Raw genomic sequence first — 26,608 nt, 5'->3', positions numbered from 1 at the left:
GCATCACATGACCCGGGGCCGGACCGCATCACGCGGCCCGGCCCCTTTCGTCTTTGCCGCGACGATGGCCGGTGGGGCGATAGAGGCCACCCGGACCTTGGAGTGATGACGGCGGCTAATTCGGCAGACCTGTCCCGCCTCGTCTGGCATGCGACAACCGCGCTGCTCCGGCCAGTCCCGGCGCGGCATCCAATCCGACAAACATGGAGGGGAAAACATCTGGGCCTGCGAAGCGGCCGGAGATGTATGGCGGAGAGACAGGGATTCGAACCCTGGAGACGGTTTCCCGCCTACACACTTTCCAGGCGTGCGCCTTCGACCACTCGGCCACCTCTCCGTGGGCGCCGGTTATACCGCGCGCCGCCTGCGGCGCAAGCCCCCCGTTGCCGCATTTCGCAGGGGAAGCGCCGGACGCTTCCCCTGCGGGCGGCAGGTCAGGTCGGATCACCCTCGCCGTCGCCCCCGTCGCGCACCGGGGCGTCGGCGTCGCCGTCACCCTCGTCCCAGGTATCGGGCGCGCGCACCGTGTTTTCGCGCGGCGGTTCGATCTCGCGCGGCGCGTCGGGCTTGCCCTGCCCCTGGCCCGAACGTGGCAAGGTCTCGGGGTTGCGCAGCCAGACGTCGCGCTGCGCAAAGGGAATCTCGATCCCCTCTTCCTTGAACCGCTCGTGCACCTGGTGGTTCAGCTCGGAATGCACGGCCAGCAGGTAGTTCACGTCGCGCAGGATGCAGAAGCAGTCGAACTCAAGCGCATCCGGCCCGAAGCGACGGAAATAGACGGCGGGCTCGGGCTCGATCGCGACCATGGGATGCGAATCGCAGATCTCGCGCAGAATCTTCTCGACCTTGCGGCTGTCGGATCCGTAGGCGACGCCTACCGACAGCGTCACCCGCCCCACGTGGTTGCCGCGGGTCCAGTTGGTGACCGTCCCCGACACGAAATCGGCATTGGGCACGATGACGTCGGTGCGGTCGAAGGTCTCGATCCGGGTCGAACGGACCGAGATGTCCTGCACGATGCCCATGCGGCCGCCGACCTCGATCCAGTCGCCCTTCGAGATCGGGCGCTCGATCAGCAGGATGATCCCCGAGACGAAATTCGACACGATGGTCTGCAGGCCGAAACCGATCCCCACCGACAGCGCACCGGCGACGATGGCGAGGTTCGACAGGTCGATCCCGGCGCCGGTGATCGCCGCAAGCGCGGCCAGGAAGATGCCGACGTAGCCCAGCCCCGATGTCACGGCGTTCTGCCCGCCGGGGTCCATCCGGGTCTTTGGCAGCACGGTCGAGCGCAGCATCGACTGCACCATCCGCGTGACCATGTAGCCCAGCGCGAAGACCACCGCGAAGGTCAGGAAATCGGCGGGCGAGATGCGCGTGTCGCCGACGGCAAAGCCTTCGCGGAACCGGGCCCAGACCTCGGCGATGTCGGTGCGCCGCGCGCCCCAGATCAGCGCGAAGACAGGCAGGCTGGCCAGCGTCGCGACCAGCGTCAGAAGCACCGGCATCAGCGTCTGATCGGCCTCTTCGGCCGGGATCCGGCGCAGCAAGGCGTAGAGATCGCGGAAGAAGAAGTAGAGGATCGCGAGAAAGGCGATCAGGGCCAGCGACAGCGTCGCGGGGAAGGTCACGGCGCCTGCGGCGTTGAGATATCCCACCGCGGCCAGCAGCGGGCCCAGCGCGCCCAGCACCATCACCACCTGCCCCATCAGGCGGGCGATGCGGGAGGCGAAGCGGATCTCTTCGCCCGGCTCCTGCGGCACCACCTCGCGCGCCAGAAGCTGGCCCATGCGCACCAGCACGAGGCCGGTGAGCGCGATCAGCGGAAAGGCGAGAACGGCGACCGTGCCCGGGGGATAGTCGCTCAGCTCGATCAGGCGCCCCAGCATGACGGCCAGCCCGAAGAGCAGTCCCAGCGTGCCCGCGTAGAACCGCGCCTCGCCCCGCGCCCGCTCGGAAAAATCCAGCGCCGAGGACATCACCGCGTCGGCGGGGAACACGCGCATGCCCAGCCAGCGCCCCCCGTAGAAGGTCAGCCCAAGCACGACGAGCGTATCGACGATCGCCTGTGAATAGGGCCCCAGTACCGACAGCGCGCCGATACCCCGGGCCAGCATCATGATGCCTACGACCGGCACAGCGACCTGTCCCAGGGACACCACGAAGACAAAGACGCCGCGGCCATAGCCCTGCCACTTGCGGGCCATCGCGCTGGTGGCCGTGATCATCCAGCCGCGCCCTCGCGCCAGAAGCAGCGCGGCGATCCCGAAGAACAGGACCGCTATGGGCAGGTTGCGCCAGAAATCGCTCTGACCGCGCGGCTCGGCCAGTTCGCCGTGCAGCTCGCCCGCGATGATCCGCCCGGTTTCGGCCATCGCAGAGACGGCACCCGGCCAGTGCACCGGGTTCAGCGGCGAGGGCCCCAGCTGCAGCAGTTCGTCCGTCTGCCGCGCGCGCAGCAGGTCGTCGACCTCGCGGATCAGCCCGCTGGCGCGGTTATAGGCCTCCTCGGCCTCGAGCCGGGGCGCCTGGATCTCGGCAAGCTGGGCGTTCAGCGCCTCGCGGCGCTCGGCGATGGCGTCGGGCTCGGAGTCGCCCTCGGCCGGCGGGTCGCCCAGGGCCGACAGCTGGTCCTGCACCGTGTCGATGCGGGCCTGGTTGGCGGATTGCTGTTCAAGGAACATCTCCCGCCACTCGGCCAGATCGACGCGCAGCGCCTCAAGCTCGGCATTCGTCGCCCCACCATCGGACAGCAGCCCTTCGGCATCGGTGGCGGTATCGCTCCATGCGGCGTAATCCGGCGTCTCCTGGTCCTGGGCCACGGCCCCCATGGGGGCGGCGAGGCACAGGACGAGTGCGATGAGCCGAAGCGCCGCCCAGATCCGGGCGGCCATGGTCAGGCGTCCTCGAAGACCGAGGGCAGGACCGGCGCGTCGCGGTCCAGCCATTCGGGGACGGGCAAACCCTTGTCCTTCAGGAAGGCGGGATTGTAGAGCTTGGACTGGTAGCGGTTGCCGTAGTCGCACAGGATGGTGACGATGGTGTGCCCAGGCCCCATCTCCCGCGCCATCTGCATCGCGCCGGCGACGTTGATGCCCGAGGAACCGCCAAGGCAGAGACCCTCCTGCGTCAGCAGGTCGAACACCACCGGCAGCGCCTCGTCATCCGAGACCTGGCACAGGTAGTCGGGGGAATAGCCGTCGAGGTTCGCGGTAATCCGCCCCTGCCCGATGCCTTCGGTGATCGAGCCGCCCTCGGGCGCCGATTCACCGCTCTTGTAAAGGCTGTAGATGCCCGAACCCATGGGATCGGCGATGCCGCATTTCACACCGTGGGGCTGCAGCGCCAGGCCGACGCCCGCCGCGGTGCCACCGGTGCCCACGGCGCAGATGAAGCCATCGACGCGGCCGTCGGTCTGGTCCCAGATCTCGGGGCCCGTTGCGTCGATATGGGCCTGCCGGTTGGCGGTGTTGTCGAACTGGTTGGCCCAGATTGCCCCGTTCTCGGCCGTTTGCGCCAGCCGCTGCGCCAGTCGTTCGGAATAGCGCACGTAGTTGTTGGGGTTCTTGTAGGGCACGGCCGGCACCTGCACGAGCTGGGCGCCCGACAGCCGGATCATGTCCTTCTTTTCCTGGCTCTGGGTCTCGGGGATCACGATCACCGTCTCGAACCCCATCGACCGTCCGACCAGGGCAAGGCCGATGCCAGTGTTGCCGGCCGTGCCCTCGACGATGGTCCCGCCGGGCTGCAGCGCGCCGCGTTCGATCGCATCGCGGATGATCCACAGCGCGGCGCGGTCCTTGACCGACTGGCCGGGGTTCAGGAATTCGCATTTCCCAAGGATCTCGCACCCCGTCGTCTCGGACGGGCCGTTCAGCCGGATCAGGGGCGTATTGCCGATGGCGGCTGCCAGATCACCGTGAATCTTCATGCTTTTCCCTTCCCTGACGGATCGCGCGTTGTGGTGCTGTCTAGGTAGGCGGGTCGCGGACCTCAAGCAAGCGCGGCAAGCTCACGCCGTCGTGGGGCAAGCCAGAAGGCGGTGAGCAGAAGCGGCGCGTTGTCGATTTCGCCCAGCGCGATCAGCTCCATCAGCCGGTCGAAGCCGATGACGTGGCTAAGGATATCCTCGCCCTCGTCGTCCTTGCCGCCGGCGTCCGATCCTGCCTCGTCGGGCAGGTCGCACAGGCCGACGTAGGAATAAAGATACTCCGTCACCGCGCCGGGGCTGGGATAGTAGCTGGCGACGGGCTCAAGATGACCGAGCGTGAGGCCGGCCTCTTCGTCGCATTCGCGGCGGATCGCCTCTTGCGGCATCTCGCCGGGGTCGATCCGGCCCGCGACGGGCTCCAGCGACCATGGCAGGACGTCGCCGCGCACATGCGGGCCATAGCGGAACTGTTCGACCAGCAGCACCCGGTCGCGCGCCGGATCATAGGGCAGGACCGTCACCGCGTCGCCCAGGACAAAGGCCGCCCGGGTCAGGGTATCGCTGGCGCCGCCGTTGAACTTGGGGTGCTGCAGGTCGGCCTCTTCGACGGCGAAGTAATGCGCGTAGGGCTGCCGCCGGTCGTGGACGGCGACCCGGTCGCGGTCGTAGCCGCGCCGCAGGTGTCGCGGGGCCGGAGCGGTCTGCGCCCTGACCCATGACGAGGCGCGAACGCGGATCGTGGGCATGCGTCCGGCCAGCGTTGCCCCGTCGATCCGCCCCAGATAGCCCATGGCCTCTTCCGCGGCACGGCGGCAGATCGGCGCCCAGGCGGCCTGCCAGACGGCAAGGTCCCAGGGCCCCTGCCCCTCGGCGTCGTGAGGTGCGGCTGCGTCGGGAGCGTCTGGCGCGAAGATCAGCACCGGACCGCCGGGCTGCGGCAGCTCGACCGCCCGACAGCCGAGCCCCCCGGCGTAGAACTCGATCCGGCGGCGCAGATCCGCATCGAGCGCGCGCAGGCACAGCGTCGGCACCTCTGCGCCCGTCCCGGCGACCAGGGCCGGATCATCCGCACCGGGCCGTTCGACCGTGGCAACCCCTTGCAACACCGCAGGCTTGCCCGCGATGTCGCGCCCCAGGACACGCGCCCGCAGGGCATCGTCGCGCAGGGTGCCGAAAAGATGGATGTCGGTCATGGTGCGGCCTCAGGCAGCGTTGCGCGCGGCGAATTCGGTGACGAGCCCGCAGAACCCCGCGCCGAACAGCGCCGAGACGGCGGTCGAGGTATTGGCCGCATGGGCTCCGTACTCGACGAAGAGCGCGATCATCTGTTCGATCGCATCCATAGGCCCGTCGTAGTAAAGCCGCATCGACCGCTCGAGCATCTCGCGGCCCGACCAAACCAGCAGCACCCAGAACAGGGTGACGGCCAGCGCGGTCCAGCCATAGCCGATGGCCGCGCCATAGCCGCGACCGGCGCGGCTTCCCAGCACCCGCCACCCCATCACCATCCCGATGACCGCGTTGACCGGGGCGAGCCACTCAAGCGACCCTTCCTGTGGCAGGAACGGCCTGACCAGGTCCGACAGCCACCACGACAGCGCCCCGAACAGGATGGCGGCGATCAGCTTGGCGGCGGTGGGATACATCTAGGCACGATCGGAACTGAGGGGGGGGCAAGGGCGTCAGGTGCTGCGGCGTCAGGTACTGCGCGTGACCGTGATCTGTGTCACGTCACAATTTCCGCTGTGAAAGGTCGCCGCGCAAGAGGTCAGGTAGAAATTCCACATGCGGCGAAAGCGATCGTCGAACCCCAGCGCCGCGATGTCGTCCCAGCGGTCGTTAAAGGTATCGTACCAGCGCCGCAGGGTCTGGCTGTAGCTTTCGCCGAATTCGACCGAATGCGCAATGACCAGCCCCGCTTTCGTGACTTCTTGCCGCAGGGCCGTGGGCGACGGCAGCATGCCACCGGGAAAGATGTATTTCTGGATGAAGTCGACGCCGCGGCGATAGACCTCCCACCGGCGGTCCTGCACTGTGATGATCTGCAGCGTCGCGTTGCGGCCCGGACGCAGCCGGTCGCGCAGGGTGTTGAAATAGACGGGCCAGTAGCGTTCTCCCACGGCCTCGAACATCTCGATCGAGGCGATGCCGTCGTATTCCCCACGCTCGTCTCGGTAATCCTGCAGCTTGATCTCGACGCGGTCAGACAGCCCCGCCCGAGCGATCCGCTGGGCGGCATAGTCGTGCTGCGCCCGACTGATCGTCAGGCCGGTGACCCGCAGCCCCCGCTCCTTCGCGGCGTGTTCGGCGAACCCGCCCCAGCCGCACCCTATCTCGAGCACGTGGTCGCCGGGTTTGGCGCCCATCTCGTCGATCAGGCTGTCGTATTTGCGGATCTGCGCGGTCTCGAGGCTTTCCTGGCCGGTGTCGAACCGGGCCGAGGAATAGGTCATCGTGTCGTCCAGCCACATTCCGTAGAATTCGTTGCCCAGATCGTAATGCGCGGCGATGTTGCGGCGGGCCTGCCGCTTGGAATTCGACATCAGCCAGAAGCGTGCCCGTTCGAACGCCCGCAGAAGCCCCATGCCGGGGAAGCCGTCGTAAAGGTCGTCGTTGTCGGCATGGACCAGATCCATGAAGGCCTGCAGATCAGGCGTGGTCCAACCGCCGTCGACATAGGCCTCGCAAAAGCCCAGATCGCCCTCGCGGATAAGCCGGGCAAAGAGATCGCGGTCGTGGATGACAAGCTCGGCCACCGGCCCGGGATTGCGGCCCTCGGCGCGGAACCGGCGTCCGTCGGGCAGCACCATGTCCAGCCGCCCGTTCGCCATGCCCTGCGCGGCCGCGAAGACCTGCGCGAAATAGCGCGGCAGATCGCCTTCGCCCTGCGTGGTCGATTTCACATCCATACCCATTCCCCCATATACCTGACGCGTCCCGATACCGTCACCCACGTCCGGCAACCACCTTAGAAATCGCGATTCTCGTAGGCGGCCAACGCACGGGCGCGGCCATCCTTGGGCGCGATGATCGGTTCAGGATACGCATCATCGGGGGAAATGGACCAGTTTCGCGGGATCGCCTCGAAATAGGACAGCGCCGTGTCGGGCGGGTCCTCCTGCCCCTCGGCGATCCACATCGTCGGATAGGTGTGGTCGGGGTCGAAGCGATCCAGCTGGGTGACCGGGTTGAAGACACGGAAGAACGGCGACGCGTCGGGGCCCGAGCCCGCCGACCACTGCCAGCCCAGCGCGTTGTTGGCCGGATCCCAGTCGGCAAGGCAGTCCTCGAACCAACGCTGGCCGATGCGCCAGTGGCACATCAGGTGCTTGGTCAGGTAGCTGGCCACCACCATGCGGCCACGGTTGTGCATCCGCCCCGTCGCGTAAAGCTCGCGCATCGCGGCATCGACGAAGGGGATGCCGGTGCGGCCGCGCTTCCACGCGATGACGTCGGAGCGATGCTCATCCTCGTTCCAGGGGAACGCCTCCCACTCCTCGCGCCAGTTGGAGCGCAGCAGACGGGGGGTGTGGAACGCGAGGTGATAGGCGAAGTCGCGCCAGACCAGTTCTTTCAGGAATGTCGGCGCGCCGGCCTTGCCCTCTTCCTGCGCGCGCATCCCGGTGTGCCAGCAGGCCCGGATCGAGATTTCTCCGTAGGTCAGGTTCTCCGACAGGCCCGAGGTGCCATCGACACCGGGCCGGTCGCGGGCGGCGGGATAGTCTTCGATCCGGTGGGCGGCAAAGGCGCCCAGCCGGCCCTGCGCGGCCTCTTCGCCCACCGTCAGGTGTGGCGCCACCACGGCAGCGCCGCGGTCCATCGCGGCGCCCAGGTCCCAGTCCTCCAGCCGGTCGCTGCGCGGCCAGTCCTGCGGCGCGGCCAGCGTGCCGACGGCGCCCAGCGGCGGGGCGACGCCGCGGTCGCGGACCTTGCGCCAGAACGGCGTGAAGACCTTGTAGTAGCCCCCCGTCCCCGTCGCGACCGTCCAGGGTTCAAAGAGCACGTGCCCCGGAAAGCTCTGAACGTCGAGCGAGTCGTCCTCGAGCGCGGCCTTCACCTTGCGGTCGCGCTCGGTCCCGTCGGGTTCGTAGACGCGGCTCCACCAGACGGCGCCGGCGCCGGTCTCTTCGACCAGCGCGCGGAGGGTGGCAAGCGCCGGACCGCGTCGAAGGATAAGCCGGGTGCCGATGCCTTCGAGCCTGCCGGCAAAACTTTCGACGGCAAGGCCCAGACGCCATTTCGGGCAGGCGCCATAGCCCTCGACGATCTCGTCGGCCAGGAACACGGGGATCACCGGGCGCCCGGTCTCGGCCGCGGCGCTCAGGCCGGGATGATCGCTCAGACGCAGATCGCGCCGCAGCCAGTAGAGTATCGGACGCGTGTCGCTCATCTGCCCTGTCCGCCCCGCCGCCGCGGGGCCCTTTTCCGTCATCTGTATTGCGACCTAGGGCGCGGCGGGTCCGGTCAAGCCGTGCCGCACGGGCAGATCCACGAAAAAGGCCCGGCGCGGAGGCATCCGCGCCGGGCCGGTGTCAGGTCGGCGCCCCCGGACGGGGCACCCGCGGCGCTATCAGATCCGCCGTTCGCTGCTGAGCCCGCGCACGATGGCGTAACACATCAACAGCAGGACCACCGTGAAGGGCAGCCCCGTCGAGATCACCATCGACTGCAGCGAATTCAGGCCGCCCGCCGACAGCAGCAGCACGATGGCCACCGCGCCTTCGAAGACACACCAGAACACCCGCTGCGGCACCGGCGCATCGACCTTGCCGCCCGCCGTGATCGTATCGATCACCAGCGAACCCGAATCCGACGACGTGACGAAGAACACGATCACCAGCACGATCCCGATCAGCGAGGTGATGCTGGCCAGCGGAAGTGCGTCCAGCATGCGGAACAGCTGGATCGGCAGGTCGGCTTCCTGAGCGGCGGTGTAGCCGTCCGAAAGGACCTGATGGATCGCCGTGCCACCGAAGACCGACATCCAGAACACGCAGACGAGGCTGGGGATCAGCAGAACGCAGATGATGAACTCGCGCACTGTCCGGCCCCGGCTGACGCGGGCGATGAACATGCCGACGAAGGGTGACCAGGAGATCCACCATGCCCAGTAGAACGAGGTCCAGCCCTGACGGAAGTTGACGTCACCGCGCCCGAACGGGTTCGCGAGTTCGGGCAGGTATTCCGCATAGGCTCCGAGCGAACTGACGAAGCCGCTCAGAAGCGTCACCGTCGGCCCGACGAAGAGCACGAAGAGCAGCAGAAGGAAGGCGAGCCCCATGTTGAGCTCGGACAAGAGCTTCACGCCGCCGTCGAGCCCCCGCAGCACCGACACCAGGGCGACGCCGGTGATGCAGCAGATCAGGATGACCTCGGTGGTGTTGCCGACCGGGATGCCGAAAAGCTCGAACAAGCCCGCGTTGGCCTGCGTGGCCCCGAGACCAAGCGACGTCGCAAGGCCGAAGAGCGTTGCGAACACCGCGAGGGTGTCGATGATGTGTCCGGGCCAGCCCCAGACGCGGTCCCCGAAAATCGGGTAGAAGGCCGACCGGATCGTCAGCGGCAGGCCCTTGTTGTAGGTGAAAAGTGCAAGGGACAGAGCCACCACGGCATAGATCGCCCAGGGGTGAAGGCCCCAGTGGAAGATCGTCGCCGCCATGCCCAGACGCACCGCTTCGTCGGAATTGTTCGCGGCACCCGACAGCGGCGACCAGTCGGTCCGCGCATCCGTGGCGGTGAAGTTACCGCGGGCGTCGGCGGGGACGGCATCATCCAGCGCCGCGTTCACGGCATCGGGCGACACGGCCGTCAGGGCCTCTACCTCGTCGAATTGCTCGCGCGAGGTAAAGCCCGGCGGGAACGCATCATCCTCAAGCTCGTCGCCGCCGTAGACCACGCCATAGGCCTCGCCCGACGAGGCGGTCGAGAAGTGCGTCAGAGGCTCTGACACGCCATAGAACATAAGCCCGATGCCCATGCCGGCGGCAAAGAGCATCGCGAACCAGCCGGTATAGGTATAATCCGGCGTCGCCTCGGTTCCGCCCAGCCGGACCGATCCGTAGGGCGTGAAGATCAGAACGATGCAGAACAGCACGAAGATGTTCGCCGAGGCGATGAAGAACCAGTCGAATCCTTGCGTGACCTCGTTGAACAGCCACGAGAACAGGTCGCCCGAGGTCTCCGGCATCAGCAGCGTGAACAGCACGAATGCCACCACCGAGACGCCCGAGATCACGAAGACCGGGTTGTGGATGTCGAAGCCGAGCGGCCCGACAGACCCCTCCACGTTGTCCTGCCCGATATTGTAATCGGTCTCGATCAGAGCCGTATCACCGTCCGGCGCGGGTACGCCGACACTTTCATCTTCGTCAGTCATCTGTCCCCCTTTCCTGTGTTTTTATTCATAGGTTTTCATTGAAACCACGGGGGGCGAACCGCGCGGTCCGCCCCCCGTGGGCTGTCAGTTCATCACCGCGCGCGACCCCACCGCACGCTTTTCCAGCAGCGCTCAGCTGCGCAGCAGCAGGACCGACATATCGGCATGGGCCGCGATGTCCCCGCCGTGGCCGGACCAGATCCTGTCCGCGAGGTTGGGATGATGCGTCACCATCACAACCAGATCGGCACCCATCTCCTTTGCCGCGTCGAGCAGCTTACGGTCGAGATCGCTCGTCGGATCATGCGAGGTGATCGCCCGCGAGTCCACGCTCAGCCCATCGCCATGCTCTTCGGCAAAGGCGGCAAGCTTCCGGCCGAACTCCTCGGGCGTTCTGGCTACGCTGCTGGGCTCGGCGGTCGTGACACCGACATAGGTGATCCGCGCGTCGTTGGCGTGGGCCAGATCACTGGCCGCCTTGACCGCAGGTGCCATTGCCGCCGCGTGAGAAAGATCCACCGGAACCATGATATGCGAGAACACGAGCGCTCCTCCTTCTTTCTTTTTATCTGGCGCCTCTGATCGGGCCAGATCCGCCGTTTCAGCGCCGCAGATCCACGCCACGAAGGCGGGCGGCGCGACGATCGGGCCAGCGGCATCCGGCTTCGCCTCGGGCGGGACATCGGACGCCGCGCCGGTCGCGGTTTCGTGAGCGTACCACTGCGACAAAGTGCGGTGCAACCAATAGCCTTGGCCCGCCTGCGCTGCGCCAACGCGCATCCGGCCGGGTGCGACCCACCGCCCCCCCGCGAATCCACCGCGACGGGTCGCGAACGCCTTGAACGCGGCGCCACCCTGCCCTATCTTCCGTCCTGTCCGTGCAAGCGGACTATGGCGATAAACGCGCAGGTAATAAGCGGCTCGGACCCGGGGGCGGTACCCGGCGGCTCCACCAATCACCCGATCGTTGCGGGTCATGGGGCCGAAATAGGATCGACGGACGTCTAAAGCTGTTTGCTTTCGCTCGGTGAGGTACCACCGTTATCGGTCCGACAAAGCATAATTGCCAACGACAATCGTGCTCCGGTCGCCGTTGCTGCTTAAGCAGTAACGTAGATCGATTCTTGAAGCCCTTGCGTCTAGCAACGTAAGGCGGGGTTCGCAGGCACCTGGCAACAGAAGCCTGCACTTCCCCCCAATTGGTCCTTTCGCACGCCCCCGGTGCGGTTTGCTGCGATGCGCCCTGTCGCGTGGGCGTCACATCGGGCTAGCACTAGGGGCATCATGACTGCCCGGCCCCCGCCCCCCACCTTTGCCCAGCTCTTCGCCGTCTTCGGACGCATCGGGCTTTTGTCCTTCGGCGGCCCGGCCGCTCAGATCGCCCTCATGCACCGCGACCTGGTCGAAGAGCGGTCGTGGCTGAGCGAGGATCGCTTTCTGCGCGCCCTCAGCTTCTGCATGCTGCTGCCGGGGCCCGAGGCGATGCAGCTGGCCACCTATTGCGGCTGGCGGATGCGCGGCACGGCGGGCGGGCTTCTGGCCGGGCTGCTCTTCGTGCTGCCCGGGGCGGTGGCGATCTTCGCTCTGGCCTGGGCCTATTCGCTTTGGGGCGCCCTGCCCGCGACCCAGGCGCTGTTCCTGGGGATCAAGGCCACGGTGGTGGTGATCGTGCTCGACGCACTGCACCGTGTCGCGCGGCGCGCCCTGACCCGGCCCGACCACTGGGTGCTGGCGGGCGCCGCATTCCTGGCCCTCTTTGCCTTCGACCTGCCGTTCCCGCTGGTCATCGCCGCTGCGGCAGCCTGGGGGGCCCTGGCGCGCGCGCCGGAGGCCATCGACGACGCCGACCCCGATCCTGCCGGAGCGCCGCGCACCGGGCGGACCGTGGCGATCTGGCTGACGATCTGGCTTGCCCCCGTCGCGGCGCTCTGGGCCAGTGGCGCGACCCTGCTGACCGGCATCGCGGTGTTTTTCGCGAAGCTCGCGGTGGTGACCTTCGGCGGCGCCTACGCGGTGCTTGCCTACATGACGCAAGAGGCCGTCGAGGGGCGCGGCTGGCTGACCGCCGACCAGATGCTGGACGCGCTTGGGCTGGCCGAGACCACGCCTGGCCCGCTGATCCTCGTAACCCAGTTCGTGGGCTTTCTCGCCGGCGCCGGTGCGGGCGGCCTGCCGCTGGCGGTCGCGGCGGCGCTGGTGACGCTGTGGGTGACCTTCGCGCCCTGCTTCCTGTGGATCTTCGCGGGCGCGCCGTATCTCGACGCCCTGTCGCGCCGGCCGCGCCTCAAGGGCGCGCTGGCGGCGATCACGGCGGCGGTGGTGGGCGTGATCCTGAACCTGTCGATCTGGTTCGCGATGCATGTCTTCTTCGCGCACATCGCGACCGTCACCGTCGGACCGGTCGACATGCCGCTGCCGGTGCCGAACAGTTTTTCGCCCCTTGCCACCGGGCTGGCCATGCTGGCAGGCGGGGTGCTGATCGGGCTGCGCTGGCCGCTGCCGATCGTGCTTGGCCTGGCTGCCGCGGCAGGGCTGCTGGCCGGGATCCCCGCCGCGGCATGAGCATTTTGGCCCGGACGCCCTTTCCTTCGGACCCGAATCTCGTATGCTTGGCGAAGTTTTCCCGGGAAATATGGTCCATGTCTCGCAGTATCGACTACGGAAACCTGATGCACCGCGCCATGCGGGGTTTGATCCAGCAGGTGCTGGGCGACGTGGCGGAGACCGGTCTGCCCGGTAACCACCACTTCTTCATCACCTTCGATACGATGCACCCGGACGTGGAGATCGCCGACTGGCTGTCGGACCGCTACCCGGGCGAGATGACGGTGGTGCTGCAGCACTGGTTCGACGGGCTTGAGGTCACGAACGAGGGCTTTTCGGTCACGCTGAACTTCGGCAACGCGCCCGAGCCGCTCTACATCCCCTACGATTCGATCAAGACTTTCGTCGACCCCTCGGTCGAGTTCGGCCTGCGCTTCGAAACGCAGGAGAGCGACGAGGAAGCGCCGATGGACGAAATGGTCGAGGACGAGGCAGACGACGACGCGGCGCCCAAGGGCGATGCCGAGGTCGTCAGCCTGGACAAGTTCCGCAAGTAGGCGGGCGGGGTGGTCCAGGGGCGCTGCCCCTCTGCGCGGGCAAGCCCGCGCATTCACCCCGGAGTATTTCGAAAGAGAAGAAGGCACGCGCGCGGACTGCGTTGCCCGTGTGTCGGGACGTCCCCTGAGCAGGGTCGCCGGAGGCGTCCGCGGCCAGCCATGCCGCGGGACGGGGGCGTTGCCTGCGCCCGGCGCAGGCGGTAGAGCCTGTGGCAACCGGAAGGATGGAGGCTTCTTCGCATGACCGCGACCCGCACCGAGACCGACAGCTTCGGACCGCTCGAGGTTCCCGCCGACAAGTACTGGGGCGCACAGACCCAGAGGTCGATCCAGAACTTTCCCATCGGATGGGAAAAGCAGCCCGTGGCGATCGTCCGGGCGTTGGGCGTCATCAAGGAAGCCTGCGCCATGGCCAACAAGGCGCGCGGCAAGCTGGACGGGAAGCTTGCCGACGCGATCATCCAGGCCGCGTCGGAAGTGCGGGGCGGCAAGTTCGACGACAACTTCCCGCTCGTCGTCTGGCAGACCGGATCCGGCACCCAGTCGAACATGAACGCCAACGAGGTTATTGCCAACCGCGCGATCGAGATCCTGGGCGGCGAGATGGGGTCCAAGGACCCCGTTCATCCCAACGATCACTGCAACATGGGCCAGTCGTCGAACGACACTTTCCCCACCGCCATGCACATCGCCACGGCGATGACGGCGCATGAGGTGACGCTCGCCGGGCTGGAGAAACTTCTTGCCGCGCTCGAGGACAAGGTGTGCGAGTTCGACGGCATCATCAAGATCGGCCGCACCCACACGATGGATGCGACGCCCCTGACGCTGGCGCAGGAGTTCTCGGGCTATGCGCAACAAGTGCGTATGGGCATTGCCCGCATCACCGGCGCGCTGGGGCGGATCTACGAGCTGGCGCAGGGCGGAACCGCCGTGGGCACCGGGCTCAATACGCCGCAGGGCTGGGGCGAGACCGTCGCCGGCCACATGGCCGCGATCACCGGCCTGCCCTTCGTCACCGCCCCCAACAAGTTCGAGGCGCTGGCGGCGCACGACGCCATGGTCGAGATGTCGGGCGCGACCAAGACGGTTGCCGCGAGCCTCTTCAAGATCGCCAACGACATCCGTTTCCTGGGCTCGGGCCCGCGCTGCGGCCTGGGCGAGCTGATGCTGCCCGAGAACGAGCCCGGAAGCTCGATCATGCCGGGCAAGGTGAACCCCACCCAGTGCGAGGCGATGACCCAGGTCTGCGCGCATGTCCTGGGCAATGACGCGGCCGTGGGCTTTGCCGGAACCCAGGGTCATTTCGAGCTCAATGTCTACAAGCCGATGATCGCCTACAACGTGCTGCAGTCGCTGCAGCTTCTGGGCGATGCCTGCGTGGCCTTCACCGACAACTGCGTCGCGGGCATCAAGGCCAACGAGAGCCGTATCGACCAGCTGATGCGCGAAAGCCTGATGCTGGTGACCGCGCTTGCGCCTGAAATCGGCTACGACAACGCCACCAAGGTCGCCAAGACTGCCCACAAGAACGGCACCACGCTGCGGGAAGAGGCGGTGAAGCTCGGGCTCGTGGACGAGGCGACCTTTGACCGCGTCGTGCGGCCCGAAGACATGATCGGGCCCCGGTGAGCACGCCCGTGAACCTCAACCGTGCCCGCAAGGAGCGGGCGCGGAACGAGGCGCGGTCCCGCGCGGACGCCAACGCGGCGAAGTTCGGCCGCACCAAGGCGCAGAAATCGCTTGATACCGCGCGGGCCGAGACCTCGGAACGCCGGCTGGACCAGCTGCGGCTGGACCGCACGAAGCCCGAGGAATGAGCGGGGGCGGCCGGCCCCGGAAGCGGTCTCTGACCCTGCGCGGGCACCGCACCAGCGTGTCGTTGGAGGACGCCTTCTGGCACGCGTTCCGCGACATCGCCGCGGCCGAAGGACGGCCGCTGAACGACCTGGCCGCCGAGATCGACGCCACCCGGGACGATGTGGGACTGGCCTCGGCGATCCGGGTTTTCGTACTGGACCGTGTGTGCGACATGCCGCCCCGCGGCTGACCGGCGCCGGGGCGCGCTTGCCCGCTCAGGCGGCGAGACGGAAGTAGCGGGCCTGATAGATGTCCTCCATGCCCATCCCGTCGCAGTAGGAAATCGACATGTTCGAGCTTCCGTCGATGCGCCCGCCCGCAACGATCGACACACCCTCGACGCCTTCGGCCTGGGCGGCGAATCGGATGTCGCCGCGCGCCACAAGCTGCGCGCCGTAAAGCGCGAGTTTCGCCGCGAAATCCATGCCCCCCGCCGTCACCAGCTTGCCCCCGCCGCCGGCGGCACATCCATCATCGCGCCCGACGGCGAAATCGGCAGCACCGCTCAGGCTGCGCGCATCCGTGTTGGTGGTGGCGACGATGGCATCCTCGATCAGGACATCGGCGCCGAACTTCACCTTGCAGTCGGTCAGGATCACCATCTGGTTCAGCTGGACGCCGGCGTCGATCGTGACGTGACCGCCGCCCCCGCCGCAGGTCATCCGGTGCAGCCGCCCCTTGACCAGATCGTCCTGCGCGATGGTTTTGCCCTTCAGCTCGATCTCGGTGGTGGCGCCCAGGTAGGACGGGCGATAGGGCGAGCCTACCTGCGCCAGGCCTTCCAGGATCTCGTCGACGCGGTCCGTCAGCTTGGGCTGATACGTCGTCTCGAACAGCGCCTCTTCGAGCCCGTCATTCTTTTCAAACCCGGATTTCGGCAGGTCGAGGTCGTCGATTTCGGGCATCGACACCACGGACCCCTGTTCGAAGGTGTTGTTGTTGTTCAGCGCGACATGCGCATTGGAGTGCATGCAGAACCCCGACGAGTAGAAGTTGTTCGACTGCACGTCGATGACGTCGTCGGCAAACAACCCCTCACGCAGGCAGCGCGGCACGTAGGTTTCATAGACTGCCTCGGTGCGGATATCGAAGGATCCCGCCCCCACGAGCTGCAGCAGGTAGGTGGTGACGGCATTCGCCCGTTCGCGCAGGCGGGTTGTGGTGACCAGCACCGCGTCGCGCCCCCGCGCGTCGATGACGAAGCTTTGGGTTTCTACGTCGAAGCTGCCGAAATGAATATCCTCTGCCCTCAGGATTTCGCCGAACCGGTCCCTGGGCATGTTCGCCAGCCCGATGTCGAGCGCGCCGGCCCGCGCGGCGTCGGGCTCCATGCCGTCGCGCAGGTAAAGCGCGGCGTGCGCGGTGCTGTCTGCGGCGACCTGCAGTTCGGTGCGCGCGACCATCAGGCGGGTCATGTCCAGCGCCAGACCGCCCAGAACCGCCATGCCTGCAAACAGGTAGAGGCCGAGGATGGTCAACGCTCCGCCCTCGTCCCGGGCGAAGCGGCGCAGGGTCCTGTGCAGATCCATGACGCGGGTCCGATGCACGCTCAGTTCTCCATCACGTGGTGCATGGTCACCGACACGTCGATTTCGGTGAGCGCGGTGATGAACCCGACGGCGACCAGGTCCGACGACGGCATGATGACCTGCGTCGTGATGATGCCGCCGCTGAGCGAGGTTGTCGCCTGGACCCTGGCGCTCAGCGCCGAAAGCGCGTTTTCGATGTAGGCCTCGGCGCCATCGGCATCCAGCCGCCCGATCGAGTAGAAGCGGTTGGCGTCCTGCGTGACCTGCAGCGCCTGCGCGCGGCCGAAGAAGATCAGGGAGGCGTCGGCGATCCCGACGAAGAAGGCAAAGAAGATCGGCAGCCAGAGGACACCCTCGACCGTGGCACTGCCGTCATTCTCTGCCGCGAACCTGCCGAACAGGCGCGATACACGTCTTGCGCCGAACACTCGTTACCCCTGACGGACTCCACGTGGATCCGATTTGATACAAGCCTTCGGTATATGACGGCGCCACGGCAGCACGGTGGCGCGGACGGGGAACGAAGCGGCAGGAATGCGGCATTCCTGCGGCAACATCTTTGGCACCAGCTGCCTGACATCCCTTTAATAGCTGGCTTTGTCCAAGGTTAGCAGGCGGTTAGCCATAATACCCGGACCACGGCAGCAGCGCAGGGACCGTTCACGAAGCCGGCATCGCGGTTTGCCGCAATTGCCGATTCCCCCCTCCCCCGCGGGGGCCCCCGGCGCCCCGGCGCGACCGGTGCCGCGGCCCGAGCAGCGACGGGGATCGACTCGCCCGCTCCAATAGTATCTGCCCGTCCCTTCCCGCGCGGACGCGTACGGCTCGCCCGCGCCCCATCGGGGTGGGCGGGCAGGCCGATGCGGGACGGCCAGGGGCCGGACCGGACGGGCCGATGCGCCGGGGTCAAAGGCCCTTGGCGCGGTAGCTGGACGCGACGCGACCGATGGCGACCAAATAGGCGGCGACACGCAGGTCGGGCACATCCTCGCGTCCCCACCAGACCTCGCGCATGTCCTGGTAGGCCTGGCGCATGGTGTCATCCAGCCCCGACCGGACGAGTTCAAGCTCGTCTGCGCCGCGCAGGTACTTTTCCTTGAAGTCCGGCGACAGCTCCCACCCGAGGCCACGGTCGGCCGAGAGGCGTTCAAGCTCTTTCACGATCAGGTCGTGGCGCGATTCCTCCTGCCGGCGCTGCATCCGTCCAAAACGGATGTGGCTGAGGTTCTTGACCCACTCGAAATACGACACCGTCACGCCGCCTGCGTTGGCATACATGTCGGGGATGATCACCACGCCACGGTCGCGCAGGATCTCGTCCGCGCCCGCCGTCACGGGGCCGTTCGCCGCCTCGACGATGATGTTGGCCTGGATACGTGCCGCGTTGCCGCGATGGATCACCCCCTCCATCGCGGCGGGAATCAGGATGTCGCAGGGGCTTTCCAGCGCCTTGGCGCCATCTTCGCCGTAGCTGGCCGAGCCGTAGCCCGCGACCCCGCCATGCCGTCCGATCCAGTTGCGCACGGCCTCGACGTCGAGCCCGTTCTCATCGACCAGGGCGCCGTCGCGTTCGATGATCGCCACGACCTTGGCGCCGTCCTCCTGCGCCAGGAACTTGGCCGCGTGATAGCCCACGTTGCCCAGACCCTGCACCACGATGCGCTTGCCGTCGAGCTGGCCCGACAGGCCCGCCGCGGCGACATCCTCGGGGTGGCGGAAGAACTCGCGCAGCGCGTACTGAACGCCGCGCCCCGTCGCCTCGACCCGGCCCTTGATGCCGCCCGCATGCGGCGGCTTGCCGGTGACGCAGGCATTGGCGTTGATGTCGCGGGTGTTCATCCGCGCGTACTGGTCGGCCATCCACGCCATTTCGCGTTCGCCGGTGCCCATGTCCGGGGCCGGCACGTTCTGGGCGGGATTGATCAGGTCGCGCTTGGCCAGTTCGTAGGTGAAGCGGCGGGTGATCCGCTCAAGCTCTTCCTCGTTGAACTCGCGCGGGTCCAGGCACAGCCCGCCCTTCGAGCCGCCGAACGGCACCTCGACCAGCGCGCACTTGTAGGTCATCAGCGCCGCCAGCGCCTCGACCTCGTCCTGGTGGACGTGAGGCGCGTAGCGGATGCCGCCCTTGACGGGCTCCATGTGTTCGGAATGGACCGAGCGGTAGCCGGTGAAGGTGCGGATGCCGCCGCGGATGCGGACGCCGAAGCGGACCGTGTAGGTGGAATTGCAGACCCGTATCTTTTCTTCGAGCCCGGGGCTCAGATCCATCAACGACACGGCGCGGTTGAACATCAGATCGACTGACTCGCGAAAGCTCGGTTCGCGCAGTGCGCCATCTGCGGGCATGGGACTACTCCTGGTATCTTGGCCGTCCGCCGGGGTGGCGGGCTTCACGGGCCCGACCTTAGCGCACGCGCACAAGAGGGCCACCGAAACCGTTACCTGAAATGCGAAGAATCTAGGCGCAATTTCAGCGGTCGGCGTCGGGTCGGACTTGAAGGCCGCAGTTCTCGGTTAGGGATCGATCACCACGAAATTGCCCCCATTGTGTCGTCAGCCGGACAAGGGCGTCCCCGAGTGTCCAGCCTGCCGGAAAGGTCTGGCGTTGGTAATGAGGAGACCGCGCAATGGTGAGGCGCGCGATTGTGAAAGGTTCGGCCCGTTTCGTCCGGCGCGACGACGGCTCGATCACCGTGCTGGGCCTGTTCCTGATGATGTCGATCATCTTCATCGGCGGCATATCCGTCGACCTGATGCGGCACGAATACGCGCGGCTTCAGCTTCAGGCGACGCTCGACAATGCCGTGCTTGCCGCGACCGATCTCGACCAGCGGCTCGATTCCGAGGGCGTTGTGCGGGATTATTTCGCCAAGGCCGGACTGGCGGCATCGCTCGACAGCGTGGATGTGCAGGAGACGCTCAATTCGCGCACCGTCACCGCGGTCGGCACGATGCCGGTCAAGACGGTTCTGGTGCGGATGCTGGGGGTCGACCGCATGGACGCGCACGCCGTCAGCACCGCACAGGAGAAAATCACCGACATCGAGGTTTCGCTGGTTCTCGACTTGTCGGGATCGATGAACAATCACGGACGGCTTGGCAACCTCAAGCGGGCGGCAAAGCAATTCGTCACCACGATGCTGGAAAAGCAGAATGACGATTCATCCATAGCCACACGCGTCTCGATCTCGCTCATTCCCTATGCCACGCAGGTCGCGGCGGGGGCGGATATCCTGGGACAAATCGACCGGATCCATGCCCACGACTATTCGTACTGCCTGAACTTCGCGCAGTGGGACTTTACGACGACCACGATCGACCTCAGCCGCACCTATGACCAAACCAGCAACGCCGACGTCAGGACCGGCAGAAGTTCATCCACGCCGAAGAACCGGGAGTGCCGGGACGATGCCGCGTTCCAGATGCGTCCGTTCAGCAGCGATATCGACGCGCTTCGCAACCAGATCGACAGCCTGTCCGCCAATGGCAACACCTCGATCGACATCGGCGTGAAATGGGGCGCCGCTATGCTTGATCCGACCATGCGCCCGCTGATCACGGAACTTGCCGCGCAGGGCAAAATAGATTCCGATTTCAAGGGTCGCCCATACGACTATGACCGCAACAACACGCTCAAGATCCTCGTCGTCATGACCGACGGCGAAAACACCTCACAAGCCGAGGTGAAGGGTCAGTTCCGCGATGGCATGTCCGACGTCTGGGTGGTCAGGAACGGCAACAGCAGCAAGACCTGGAAATACAGCATCAATGATCTCGTTTTCTGGGGCTGGTCGCTTTACGACTGGTGGCTCCCGGCCAAGAACAGGGGCGATGACAGGCCCGACGGCAACAAGAATACCATCGAGCAGATGTCGTGGCTGGAAGTCTGGGAAACGATGCCGGTGGAGTATCACTATGACCAGATGCGGAACTACAGCGGTCAGTTTACCTGGAACTACTCTTCGGCCAGATCGCTTTACGATCGGCTCGAGTCGAATGAGAAGAACTCCCGCCTGCGCGACATCTGCGATGCGCTGCGCGAGCGCAACGTGATCGTCTATTCGATCGGACTCGAGATCAAGGGATCCAACGACAGGCTGATGTCGTCCTGCGCCTACAACCCGAATTACTACTTCGACGCGGACGGCATCGAGATCATCGACGTCTTTGCCCAGATCGCCAGTTCGATCAACCAGCTGAGGCTGATCCAGTGAGCCGCCTTCTCTCTCGCCTCGCCCGGGAGGAGGGCGCGATGTCGGTCGAGTTCGTCATCGTGTTCCCGGCCGTCTTCATGTTCTTCCTTCTGGGGGCCGAACTGGGCCTGTTGCAGCTTCGCCAGTCGATGATGGAGCACGGGCTTGAAATCGCCGTGCGCCAGCTGCGTCTGGGCGACGAGTCGGTGCAGACCGCCGATGGTTTGAAATCCGCCATCTGCGACAACACGGTGCTGCTGCCGCATTGCAAGGACAACATCTCGGTCGACATGGTGAAGATCGACGAGAGGCGCTGGGACTTTGCCGAGGATCAGGTGCAGTGCGTCGACAACACCAGCCGCATCAACCCGGTGCTGCGGCCGGGCGCCGAGAACGAGATCATGCTGCTGCGGTTCTGCGTGATCTTCCGCCCGATCTTTCCCTGGCTGGGCATCGGGCGCGAGGTCGCAAACCGTCCCGACGGAACCTATCCGCTATTCGCCTCCACCGCCTTCGTGAACGAGCCATGAGATGAGCCGCCCCCATTCCCTGTCCCTGCCCCTCCGGCTATTGGCCATGCTGCGCAAGGGCGCGCTGCGTTTCTGCGCGGACACCCGCGGCACATTCTCGATCGAGACGGTGCTGGTGGTGCCGCTGCTCTTCTGGTCGGTGGTCGTCAGCTACGTTTTCGTCGATGCCTACCGGATGCAGGGCCAGAACGTCCGCGCCACCTACACGATCGGCGACCTGCTCTCGCGGCAGGACGCGCGGCAGCTGACACCGGCCTACGTGCGCGGGCTGGGCGATCTGCATCACTACCTGACCAACGGGCGGCACGACACGTGGATCCGGGTCACCGGCATCCGCTGGCGCGGCACGGTGGAGGAATACGAACTGATGTGGTCCGAACCCTCGTCCGGCGATCATCCCCGGGTGACCAAGGCGACGCTGCCCGACCTTCTGCATCAGGTGCCGGACCTGGCCAACGGCGACATGGTGATCCTGGTGGAATCCTGGATGACCTTCACACCGCTGTTCGAGCTTGCGGGGTTCGGCACCCAGGAGTTCCACCACCAGATGTCGGTCTCGCCCCGCTTCGCGCCGCAGCTGCTGATGGACTATTCCTGATCCGGCCCATGTGCCTCCGGCGCGGGGGACATTTCGGTCGCGTCCCGCCGGGCGATGTGCAGGGCCAGCATCTCGGCCATCGCCCGCGAGGCGGGCGCCCCTGTCACGCCGCCGACGCCGACGCGGCGGCCCAGTCGCCACCAGAGCCCCGGCGCCCAGGCCACGGAGCCGCCCTCGCCCAGCCGCAGAAGGAACCCGTTCGACGGCTTGAAGGCGAACATGCCGCGCTCGACCGCCTCGATCTGCGACATCGCGGCGATCGGGCGGCCGTCCGACTGCGCCAGCCCCGCGTCAGTCAGCACCACGCTGCTGGCCGTCGCACGCCAAAGCGCCACGGCCAGAACCAATGCGCCAACGCCCAAGGCCGCCAGGACGACGATCCAGCCCGGCGAGGGCGCTCCCGTCGCGGCAAGGTTCAGAAGCAGCCCCCCGAGCACGATCAGAAGGGCCGTGGCAAAGGCCCGCCGGGGCAGAGAGGCATCGAGGGTCAGGTTCAGATCGGTCATGCCCCGATCTCTAGCCCGCCGCCCGGGCCTTGGCGAGCGGCGCGCGGCCTCGGCACGTCATTTCCGAAGATCCTCGCCGGATCGCGGCCCCCTGCGTCCTGCCCCTGCCCGGCTGATCCGGGGCATGAAACGGCGCGTCGGGCGGCGCCCCGGCCGCCCCCGTCACCAAGAGACGGCGCAGCGGTCGCCCCCGGGTCGCAAGCGCCGGATCGCACCCTGCGGTCCGCCGGGTCACTGCACCCGCGCAGCGCCAAGGACGGCGCCCACGCCGGTGCGCTGCAGGATCACCGCGGCAGGCAGCCCGCCGTCGAGGGGGGCATCGATCTTCAGCGGCTCCGCGCCGCTCCATTCCCCGATATCGCGCCAGTCCTGCACGATGTTGGTATAGGTCAGCGTCTTGCCGGCATTCTCGCCGCGCTCGATCTCGGTCGTCTCTTCGGGCAGGAAGGTGACAAGCTGCACCATGACCGGCGCGCCCAGATCGGGGGCGGCGGGCGCCTCGACCGTGACGGTGCCATTCGCCAGCGTGGCGGTCAGCGACACCCGATCGGGGGCGGCGCGATGCTTTTCGATCAGGTCGATCAGTTCGGACGGGCGGTAGCCCACCACGTGGTCGACCCCGCCCACCACCATCTGCGGCGTGTAGACCGTGCCCACCCCGGCGGCGTGGGCATAGCCCTTTTGCCGATGGGTGAAAGCCGGGCTGGCAAAGCGGTCCTTCCAGCCGATGTAATCCCAGTAATCGACATGCAGGGCCAGCGGCAGGACCTCGGGCCGATCGGCAAGATCGGCCAGCAGCGCGTCCGCAGGCGGGCAGGACGAACACCCCTGCGAGGTGAACAGCTCGATCACCACCGGCTGGTCGCCGGCGTGCAGCGGCACCGCGGTGCCGGCCGTCAGCACCAGCGCCAGAACCGCCGAGATGGCCCGTGTCATGCCCTGTCCCCTCGTGTCAGATGCCCTTCTGACCTAGATGCAGGGAACCAGTGACTCCAATCAAGGTTTTGAGAGAAGGCGCGAGCAGTTGGCGAAGCGTGGCGCGAAAGCCTCTCGCCAAGTGTTGTGCACAATAGTATACCGCAACCGTCGCCACGCCTTCGGGCCAGACTCGGGGGGACAGGGGCGACACCAGGACGCCAATCCACAAGGGAGATAGCCCTATGCCCATCGAGGTCGGACAAGACAGTTCAAAGACCCGCAAGTCTCTGGAGGCGGGCGGCAAGAGCTACGCCTACTACTCCATCGAGGCCGCCGAAGCTGCGGGGCTGGGCGATTTCAGCCGCCTGCCGATCGCGCTGCGGGTGGTGCTTGAGAACATGCTGCGGTTCGAGGACGGCAAGACCGTCACCACCGACGACATCAAGGCCTTTGCCGCGTGGGCGCAGTCCGGCGGCACGTCGGATCGCGAAATCGCCTACCGCCCGGCGCGCGTGCTGATGCAGGATTTCACCGGCGTGCCCGCCGTGGTCGACCTGGCCGCGATGCGCGACGGGATCAAGGAACTGGGCGGCGACGCGCAGAAGATCAACCCGCTGAACCCCGTCGACCTGGTCATCGACCACAGCGTGATGATCGACGAATTCGGCAACCCGCGCGCGTTCCAGATGAACGTCGACCGCGAGTACGAGCGCAACATCGAACGCTACCAGTTCCTGAAATGGGGCCAGAAGGCGTTCCAGAATTTCCGCGTCGTGCCGCCCGGCACCGGCATCTGCCACCAGGTGAACCTGGAATACCTTGCGAAGACCGTCTGGTCCGACCAGGATCAGGCCGGTGACACCGTGGCCTACCCCGACACGCTGGTCGGCACCGACAGCCACACCACCATGGTCAACGGCGCCGCCGTCCTGGGCTGGGGCGTCGGCGGGATCGAGGCCGAGGCCGCGATGCTGGGCCAGCCGATTTCCATGCTGATCCCCGAGGTCGTGGGCTTCAAGCTGACGGGCGCGATGCCCGAGGGCACGACCGCCACCGACCTCGTGCTGCGCGTGGTCGAGATGCTGCGCGAAAAGGGCGTGGTCGGCAAGTTCGTCGAATTCTACGGCGACGGCCTGGACAACGTGCCGCTGGCCGACCGCGCGACGATCGGCAACATGGCGCCCGAATACGGCGCGACATGCGGCTTCTTCCCGATCGACGACGAGACCATCCGCTACCTCACCCAGACCGGTCGCCCCGAAGAGGTGATCGCCCTGGTCGAGGCCTATGCCAAGGCCAACGGCATGTGGCGGACCCCGGGCTACGAGCCGGTCTACACCGATACGCTGGAGCTCGACATGTCGACGGTCGTGCCGGCGATCTCGGGCCCCAAGCGCCCGCAGGACCACATCGCCCTGACCGAGGCCGCCACGCAGTTCCACGACTACGTGCGCGCCCAGCGTGACGGCAAGGATGCCAGCGAACGCGCCGAGAACCGCTGGGAGGCCGAGGGCGGCCAGCCCGAGCCCAAGGACATTCCCGGCGACGAGGGCCACCACGTCCGCGGCTTCGTGAAGTCCAAGGAAGGCCACTACCAGCTGCACGATGGCTCGATCGTGATCGCCTCGATCACCTCCTGCACCAACACGTCGAACCCCTACGTGATGATCGGCGCGGGCCTTGTCGCCAAGAAGGCGCGCGAGCTGGGCCTCGACCGTCAGCCCTGGGTCAAGACGTCGCTCGCCCCCGGCAGCCAGGTCGTGTCCGCCTACCTCGAGGCGGCGGGCCTGCAAGAGGACCTGGACGCCATCGGCTTCAACCTCGTGGGCTACGGCTGCACCACCTGCATCGGCAACTCGGGCCCGCTGGACCCCGAGATCTCCGAGTGCATCAACGAAAACGACCTGATCGGCGTGTCGGTGCTTTCGGGCAACCGCAACTTCGAAGGCCGGATTTCGCCCGACGTGCGCGCCAACTACCTGGCCTCGCCGCCGCTGGTGGTGGCCTATGCGCTGGTGGGCGACATGAACGTCGACATCACCAAGGAGCCGCTTGGCAAGGACAAGAACGGCAACGACGTCTACCTCAAGGACATCTGGCCCTCGACGGCCGAGATCGCCCAGCTGGTGGAAAGCACGGTGACGCGCGAAAGCTTCCAGGAGAAGTATGCCGACGTCTTCGAAGGCGACGAGAAGTGGCGCGGCGTCGAAACCCCCGACAGCGAAACCTACGACTGGCCGTCGGGGTCGACCTACGTGCAAAACCCGCCCTATTTCCAGAACATGGACAAGGAGCCGGGCCGGATCGACAACGTCGAGGGCGCGCGCGTTCTTGCGCTGCTGGGCGACATGGTCACCACCGACCACATCAGCCCCGCGGGATCGTTCAAGGAAACGACGCCCGCCGGCAAGTACCTGACCGAACGCCAGGTGCAGCCGCGCGAATTCAACTCCTACGGGTCGCGTCGCGGCAACCACGAGGTGATGATGCGCGGCACCTTCGCCAACATCCGCATCCGCAACGAGATGCTGGACGGGGTCGAGGGCGGCTACACCAAGGGTCCGGACGGCGAACAGATGCCGATCTACGACGCCGCCATGAAGTATATGGAGGCCGACACGCCGCTGGTCATCTTCGCGGGTGAGCAGTACGGCGCCGGTTCCAGCCGGGACTGGGCCGCGAAGGGCACCGCGCTTCTGGGCGTGAAGGCCGTGATCGCGGAGAGCTTCGAGCGTATCCACCGCTCGAACCTGGTCGGCATGGGCGTCATCCCGTTCGAATTCACCGGCGGCGACACGCGCAAGTCGCTGGGACTCACCGGCGAGGAAACGGTGTCGATCGAAGGCCTGTCCGAGGGCCTGAAGCCCGGCGCCCTGGTGCCCTGCACGATCACCGGCAAGGACGGCGAAAGCAAGACGATCGAGATCAAGTGCCGGATCGATACGGCGGTCGAGATCGAGTACATCGAGAACGGCGGCGTGCTGCACTACGTGCTGCGCAACCTCGCCAAGGCGAGCTGAGCCTTCGTGCGACCTCCCCCACGTCTCGGCGTGGGGGCCACCG

General features: G+C 66.6%; 22 protein-coding genes, 1 tRNA gene and 1 other RNA gene. 10 read left to right on the top strand and 14 right to left on the bottom strand.

Annotated elements, in window-relative coordinates:
- Positions 1 to 247: 247 nt before the first annotated feature.
- The 9 genes from EKE94_RS07050 to EKE94_RS07010 form a co-directional block, all read right to left on the bottom strand.
- Positions 248 to 337: transfer RNA gene (locus EKE94_RS07050), tRNA-Ser, on the bottom strand.
- Positions 338 to 434: 97 nt separating this feature from the next.
- The gene (locus EKE94_RS07045; RefSeq protein ID WP_164870850.1) at positions 435 to 2,897 is read right to left on the bottom strand and encodes a DUF3772 domain-containing protein; all 2,463 of its coding nucleotides are present in this window, start codon (positions 2,895 to 2,897) and stop codon (positions 435 to 437) included.
- A 2-nt stretch (positions 2,898 to 2,899) separates the two neighbouring features.
- On the bottom strand, positions 2,900 to 3,934 hold the full coding sequence (locus EKE94_RS07040; protein ID WP_127905890.1) for a cysteine synthase A: 1,035 nt from the start codon (positions 3,932 to 3,934) through the stop codon (positions 2,900 to 2,902).
- Positions 3,935 to 3,996: 62 nt separating this feature from the next.
- Positions 3,997 to 5,127 (bottom strand): NUDIX domain-containing protein, encoded by a 1,131-nt coding sequence (locus tag EKE94_RS07035; RefSeq protein WP_127905889.1) that lies wholly within the window; start codon positions 5,125 to 5,127, stop codon positions 3,997 to 3,999.
- Between the two features lie 9 nt (positions 5,128 to 5,136).
- Positions 5,137 to 5,580: a TrgA family protein gene (locus tag EKE94_RS07030; protein WP_127905888.1), complete on the bottom strand. Its 444-nt coding sequence runs from the start codon at positions 5,578 to 5,580 to the stop codon at positions 5,137 to 5,139.
- 51 nt (positions 5,581 to 5,631) lie between these two features.
- Positions 5,632 to 6,843: an SAM-dependent methyltransferase gene (locus EKE94_RS07025; RefSeq protein WP_127905887.1), complete on the bottom strand. Its 1,212-nt coding sequence runs from the start codon at positions 6,841 to 6,843 to the stop codon at positions 5,632 to 5,634.
- Between the two features lie 59 nt (positions 6,844 to 6,902).
- Entirely contained in the window at positions 6,903 to 8,324 is a 1,422-nt protein-coding gene (locus tag EKE94_RS07020; protein WP_127905886.1) for a cryptochrome/photolyase family protein, read from the bottom strand.
- Between the two features lie 180 nt (positions 8,325 to 8,504).
- A complete protein-coding gene (locus tag EKE94_RS07015) occupies positions 8,505 to 10,310 on the bottom strand; it encodes a BCCT family transporter (protein ID WP_127905885.1) in 1,806 nt (601 codons plus the stop codon).
- A gap of 132 nt (positions 10,311 to 10,442) precedes the next feature.
- Positions 10,443 to 11,051 carry a universal stress protein gene (locus EKE94_RS07010; protein ID WP_328590468.1) on the bottom strand — a complete coding sequence of 203 codons (609 nt, stop codon included), beginning with the start codon at positions 11,049 to 11,051 and terminating at the stop codon, positions 10,443 to 10,445.
- A 93-nt stretch (positions 11,052 to 11,144) separates the two neighbouring features.
- On the opposite strand from EKE94_RS07010, the gene ssrA reads away from it, so the two are divergent.
- The 6 genes from ssrA to EKE94_RS06980 all read left to right on the top strand — a co-directional run bounded on the left by ssrA (position 11,145) and on the right by EKE94_RS06980 (position 15,461).
- Positions 11,145 to 11,500: a transfer-messenger RNA gene (gene ssrA / locus EKE94_RS07005) on the top strand.
- 94 nt (positions 11,501 to 11,594) lie between these two features.
- Positions 11,595 to 12,872 carry a chromate efflux transporter gene (chrA, locus tag EKE94_RS07000; protein ID WP_127905884.1) on the top strand — a complete coding sequence of 426 codons (1,278 nt, stop codon included), beginning with the start codon at positions 11,595 to 11,597 and terminating at the stop codon, positions 12,870 to 12,872.
- Between the two features lie 77 nt (positions 12,873 to 12,949).
- Positions 12,950 to 13,411 carry an SspB family protein gene (locus EKE94_RS06995; protein WP_127905883.1) on the top strand — a complete coding sequence of 154 codons (462 nt, stop codon included), beginning with the start codon at positions 12,950 to 12,952 and terminating at the stop codon, positions 13,409 to 13,411.
- A gap of 240 nt (positions 13,412 to 13,651) precedes the next feature.
- Positions 13,652 to 15,043 (top strand): class II fumarate hydratase, encoded by a 1,392-nt coding sequence (gene fumC / locus EKE94_RS06990; RefSeq protein WP_127905882.1) that lies wholly within the window; start codon positions 13,652 to 13,654, stop codon positions 15,041 to 15,043.
- Positions 15,040 to 15,231 carry a DUF4169 family protein gene (locus EKE94_RS06985; protein ID WP_127905881.1) on the top strand — a complete coding sequence of 64 codons (192 nt, stop codon included), beginning with the start codon at positions 15,040 to 15,042 and terminating at the stop codon, positions 15,229 to 15,231. The genes fumC and EKE94_RS06985 overlap by 4 nt, the downstream gene beginning before the upstream one ends.
- Positions 15,228 to 15,461, top strand: a complete 234-nt coding sequence (locus EKE94_RS06980) for a ribbon-helix-helix domain-containing protein (protein WP_127905880.1) — start codon at positions 15,228 to 15,230, stop codon at positions 15,459 to 15,461. Before EKE94_RS06985 ends, EKE94_RS06980 begins: the two co-directional genes overlap by 4 nt.
- Positions 15,462 to 15,486: 25 nt before the next feature.
- Here the strand turns inward: EKE94_RS06980 and EKE94_RS06975 are convergent, their stop codons facing one another.
- The 3 genes from EKE94_RS06975 to EKE94_RS06965 form a co-directional block, all read right to left on the bottom strand.
- Positions 15,487 to 16,800, bottom strand: a complete 1,314-nt coding sequence (locus EKE94_RS06975; protein WP_127905879.1) for a TadE/TadG family type IV pilus assembly protein — start codon at positions 16,798 to 16,800, stop codon at positions 15,487 to 15,489.
- A gap of 20 nt (positions 16,801 to 16,820) precedes the next feature.
- The gene (locus EKE94_RS06970) at positions 16,821 to 17,228 is read right to left on the bottom strand and encodes a TadE/TadG family type IV pilus assembly protein (RefSeq protein ID WP_127905878.1); all 408 of its coding nucleotides are present in this window, start codon (positions 17,226 to 17,228) and stop codon (positions 16,821 to 16,823) included.
- 478 nt (positions 17,229 to 17,706) lie between these two features.
- Positions 17,707 to 19,146, bottom strand: a complete 1,440-nt coding sequence (locus EKE94_RS06965; RefSeq protein WP_127905877.1) for a Glu/Leu/Phe/Val family dehydrogenase — start codon at positions 19,144 to 19,146, stop codon at positions 17,707 to 17,709.
- Between the two features lie 281 nt (positions 19,147 to 19,427).
- Between EKE94_RS06965 and EKE94_RS06960 the strand changes: the two genes are divergently transcribed.
- The 3 genes from EKE94_RS06960 to EKE94_RS06950 are packed head-to-tail and all read left to right on the top strand — an operon-like array spanning position 19,428 to position 22,121.
- Positions 19,428 to 21,014 carry a pilus assembly protein TadG-related protein gene (locus EKE94_RS06960; protein WP_127905876.1) on the top strand — a complete coding sequence of 529 codons (1,587 nt, stop codon included), beginning with the start codon at positions 19,428 to 19,430 and terminating at the stop codon, positions 21,012 to 21,014.
- Positions 21,011 to 21,523 carry a TadE/TadG family type IV pilus assembly protein gene (locus EKE94_RS06955; RefSeq protein WP_127905875.1) on the top strand — a complete coding sequence of 171 codons (513 nt, stop codon included), beginning with the start codon at positions 21,011 to 21,013 and terminating at the stop codon, positions 21,521 to 21,523. The genes EKE94_RS06960 and EKE94_RS06955 overlap by 4 nt, the downstream gene beginning before the upstream one ends.
- Position 21,524: 1 nt before the next feature.
- Positions 21,525 to 22,121 carry a TadE/TadG family type IV pilus assembly protein gene (locus tag EKE94_RS06950; RefSeq protein ID WP_127905874.1) on the top strand — a complete coding sequence of 199 codons (597 nt, stop codon included), beginning with the start codon at positions 21,525 to 21,527 and terminating at the stop codon, positions 22,119 to 22,121.
- Here EKE94_RS06950 and EKE94_RS06945 read toward each other — a convergent pair.
- Both EKE94_RS06945 and EKE94_RS06940 read right to left on the bottom strand, forming a co-directional pair.
- The gene (locus EKE94_RS06945) at positions 22,112 to 22,627 is read right to left on the bottom strand and encodes a hypothetical protein (protein ID WP_127905873.1); all 516 of its coding nucleotides are present in this window, start codon (positions 22,625 to 22,627) and stop codon (positions 22,112 to 22,114) included. The two genes, EKE94_RS06950 and EKE94_RS06945, sit on opposite strands and share 10 nt — an antisense overlap.
- 231 nt (positions 22,628 to 22,858) lie before the next feature.
- Positions 22,859 to 23,563: a DUF1223 domain-containing protein gene (locus tag EKE94_RS06940; protein ID WP_206615030.1), complete on the bottom strand. Its 705-nt coding sequence runs from the start codon at positions 23,561 to 23,563 to the stop codon at positions 22,859 to 22,861.
- A gap of 224 nt (positions 23,564 to 23,787) precedes the next feature.
- Between EKE94_RS06940 and acnA the strand changes: the two genes are divergently transcribed.
- The gene (gene acnA, locus EKE94_RS06935) at positions 23,788 to 26,565 is read left to right on the top strand and encodes an aconitate hydratase AcnA (RefSeq protein WP_127905872.1); all 2,778 of its coding nucleotides are present in this window, start codon (positions 23,788 to 23,790) and stop codon (positions 26,563 to 26,565) included.
- Positions 26,566 to 26,608 lie beyond the last annotated feature (43 nt).

The organism is Mesobaculum littorinae (assembly GCF_004011175.1).
In the GTDB taxonomy this organism is placed as follows: Bacteria; Pseudomonadota; Alphaproteobacteria; order Rhodobacterales; family Rhodobacteraceae; genus Tranquillimonas; species Tranquillimonas littorinae.
This window is presented reverse-complemented; position numbering and strand designations above follow the sequence as displayed.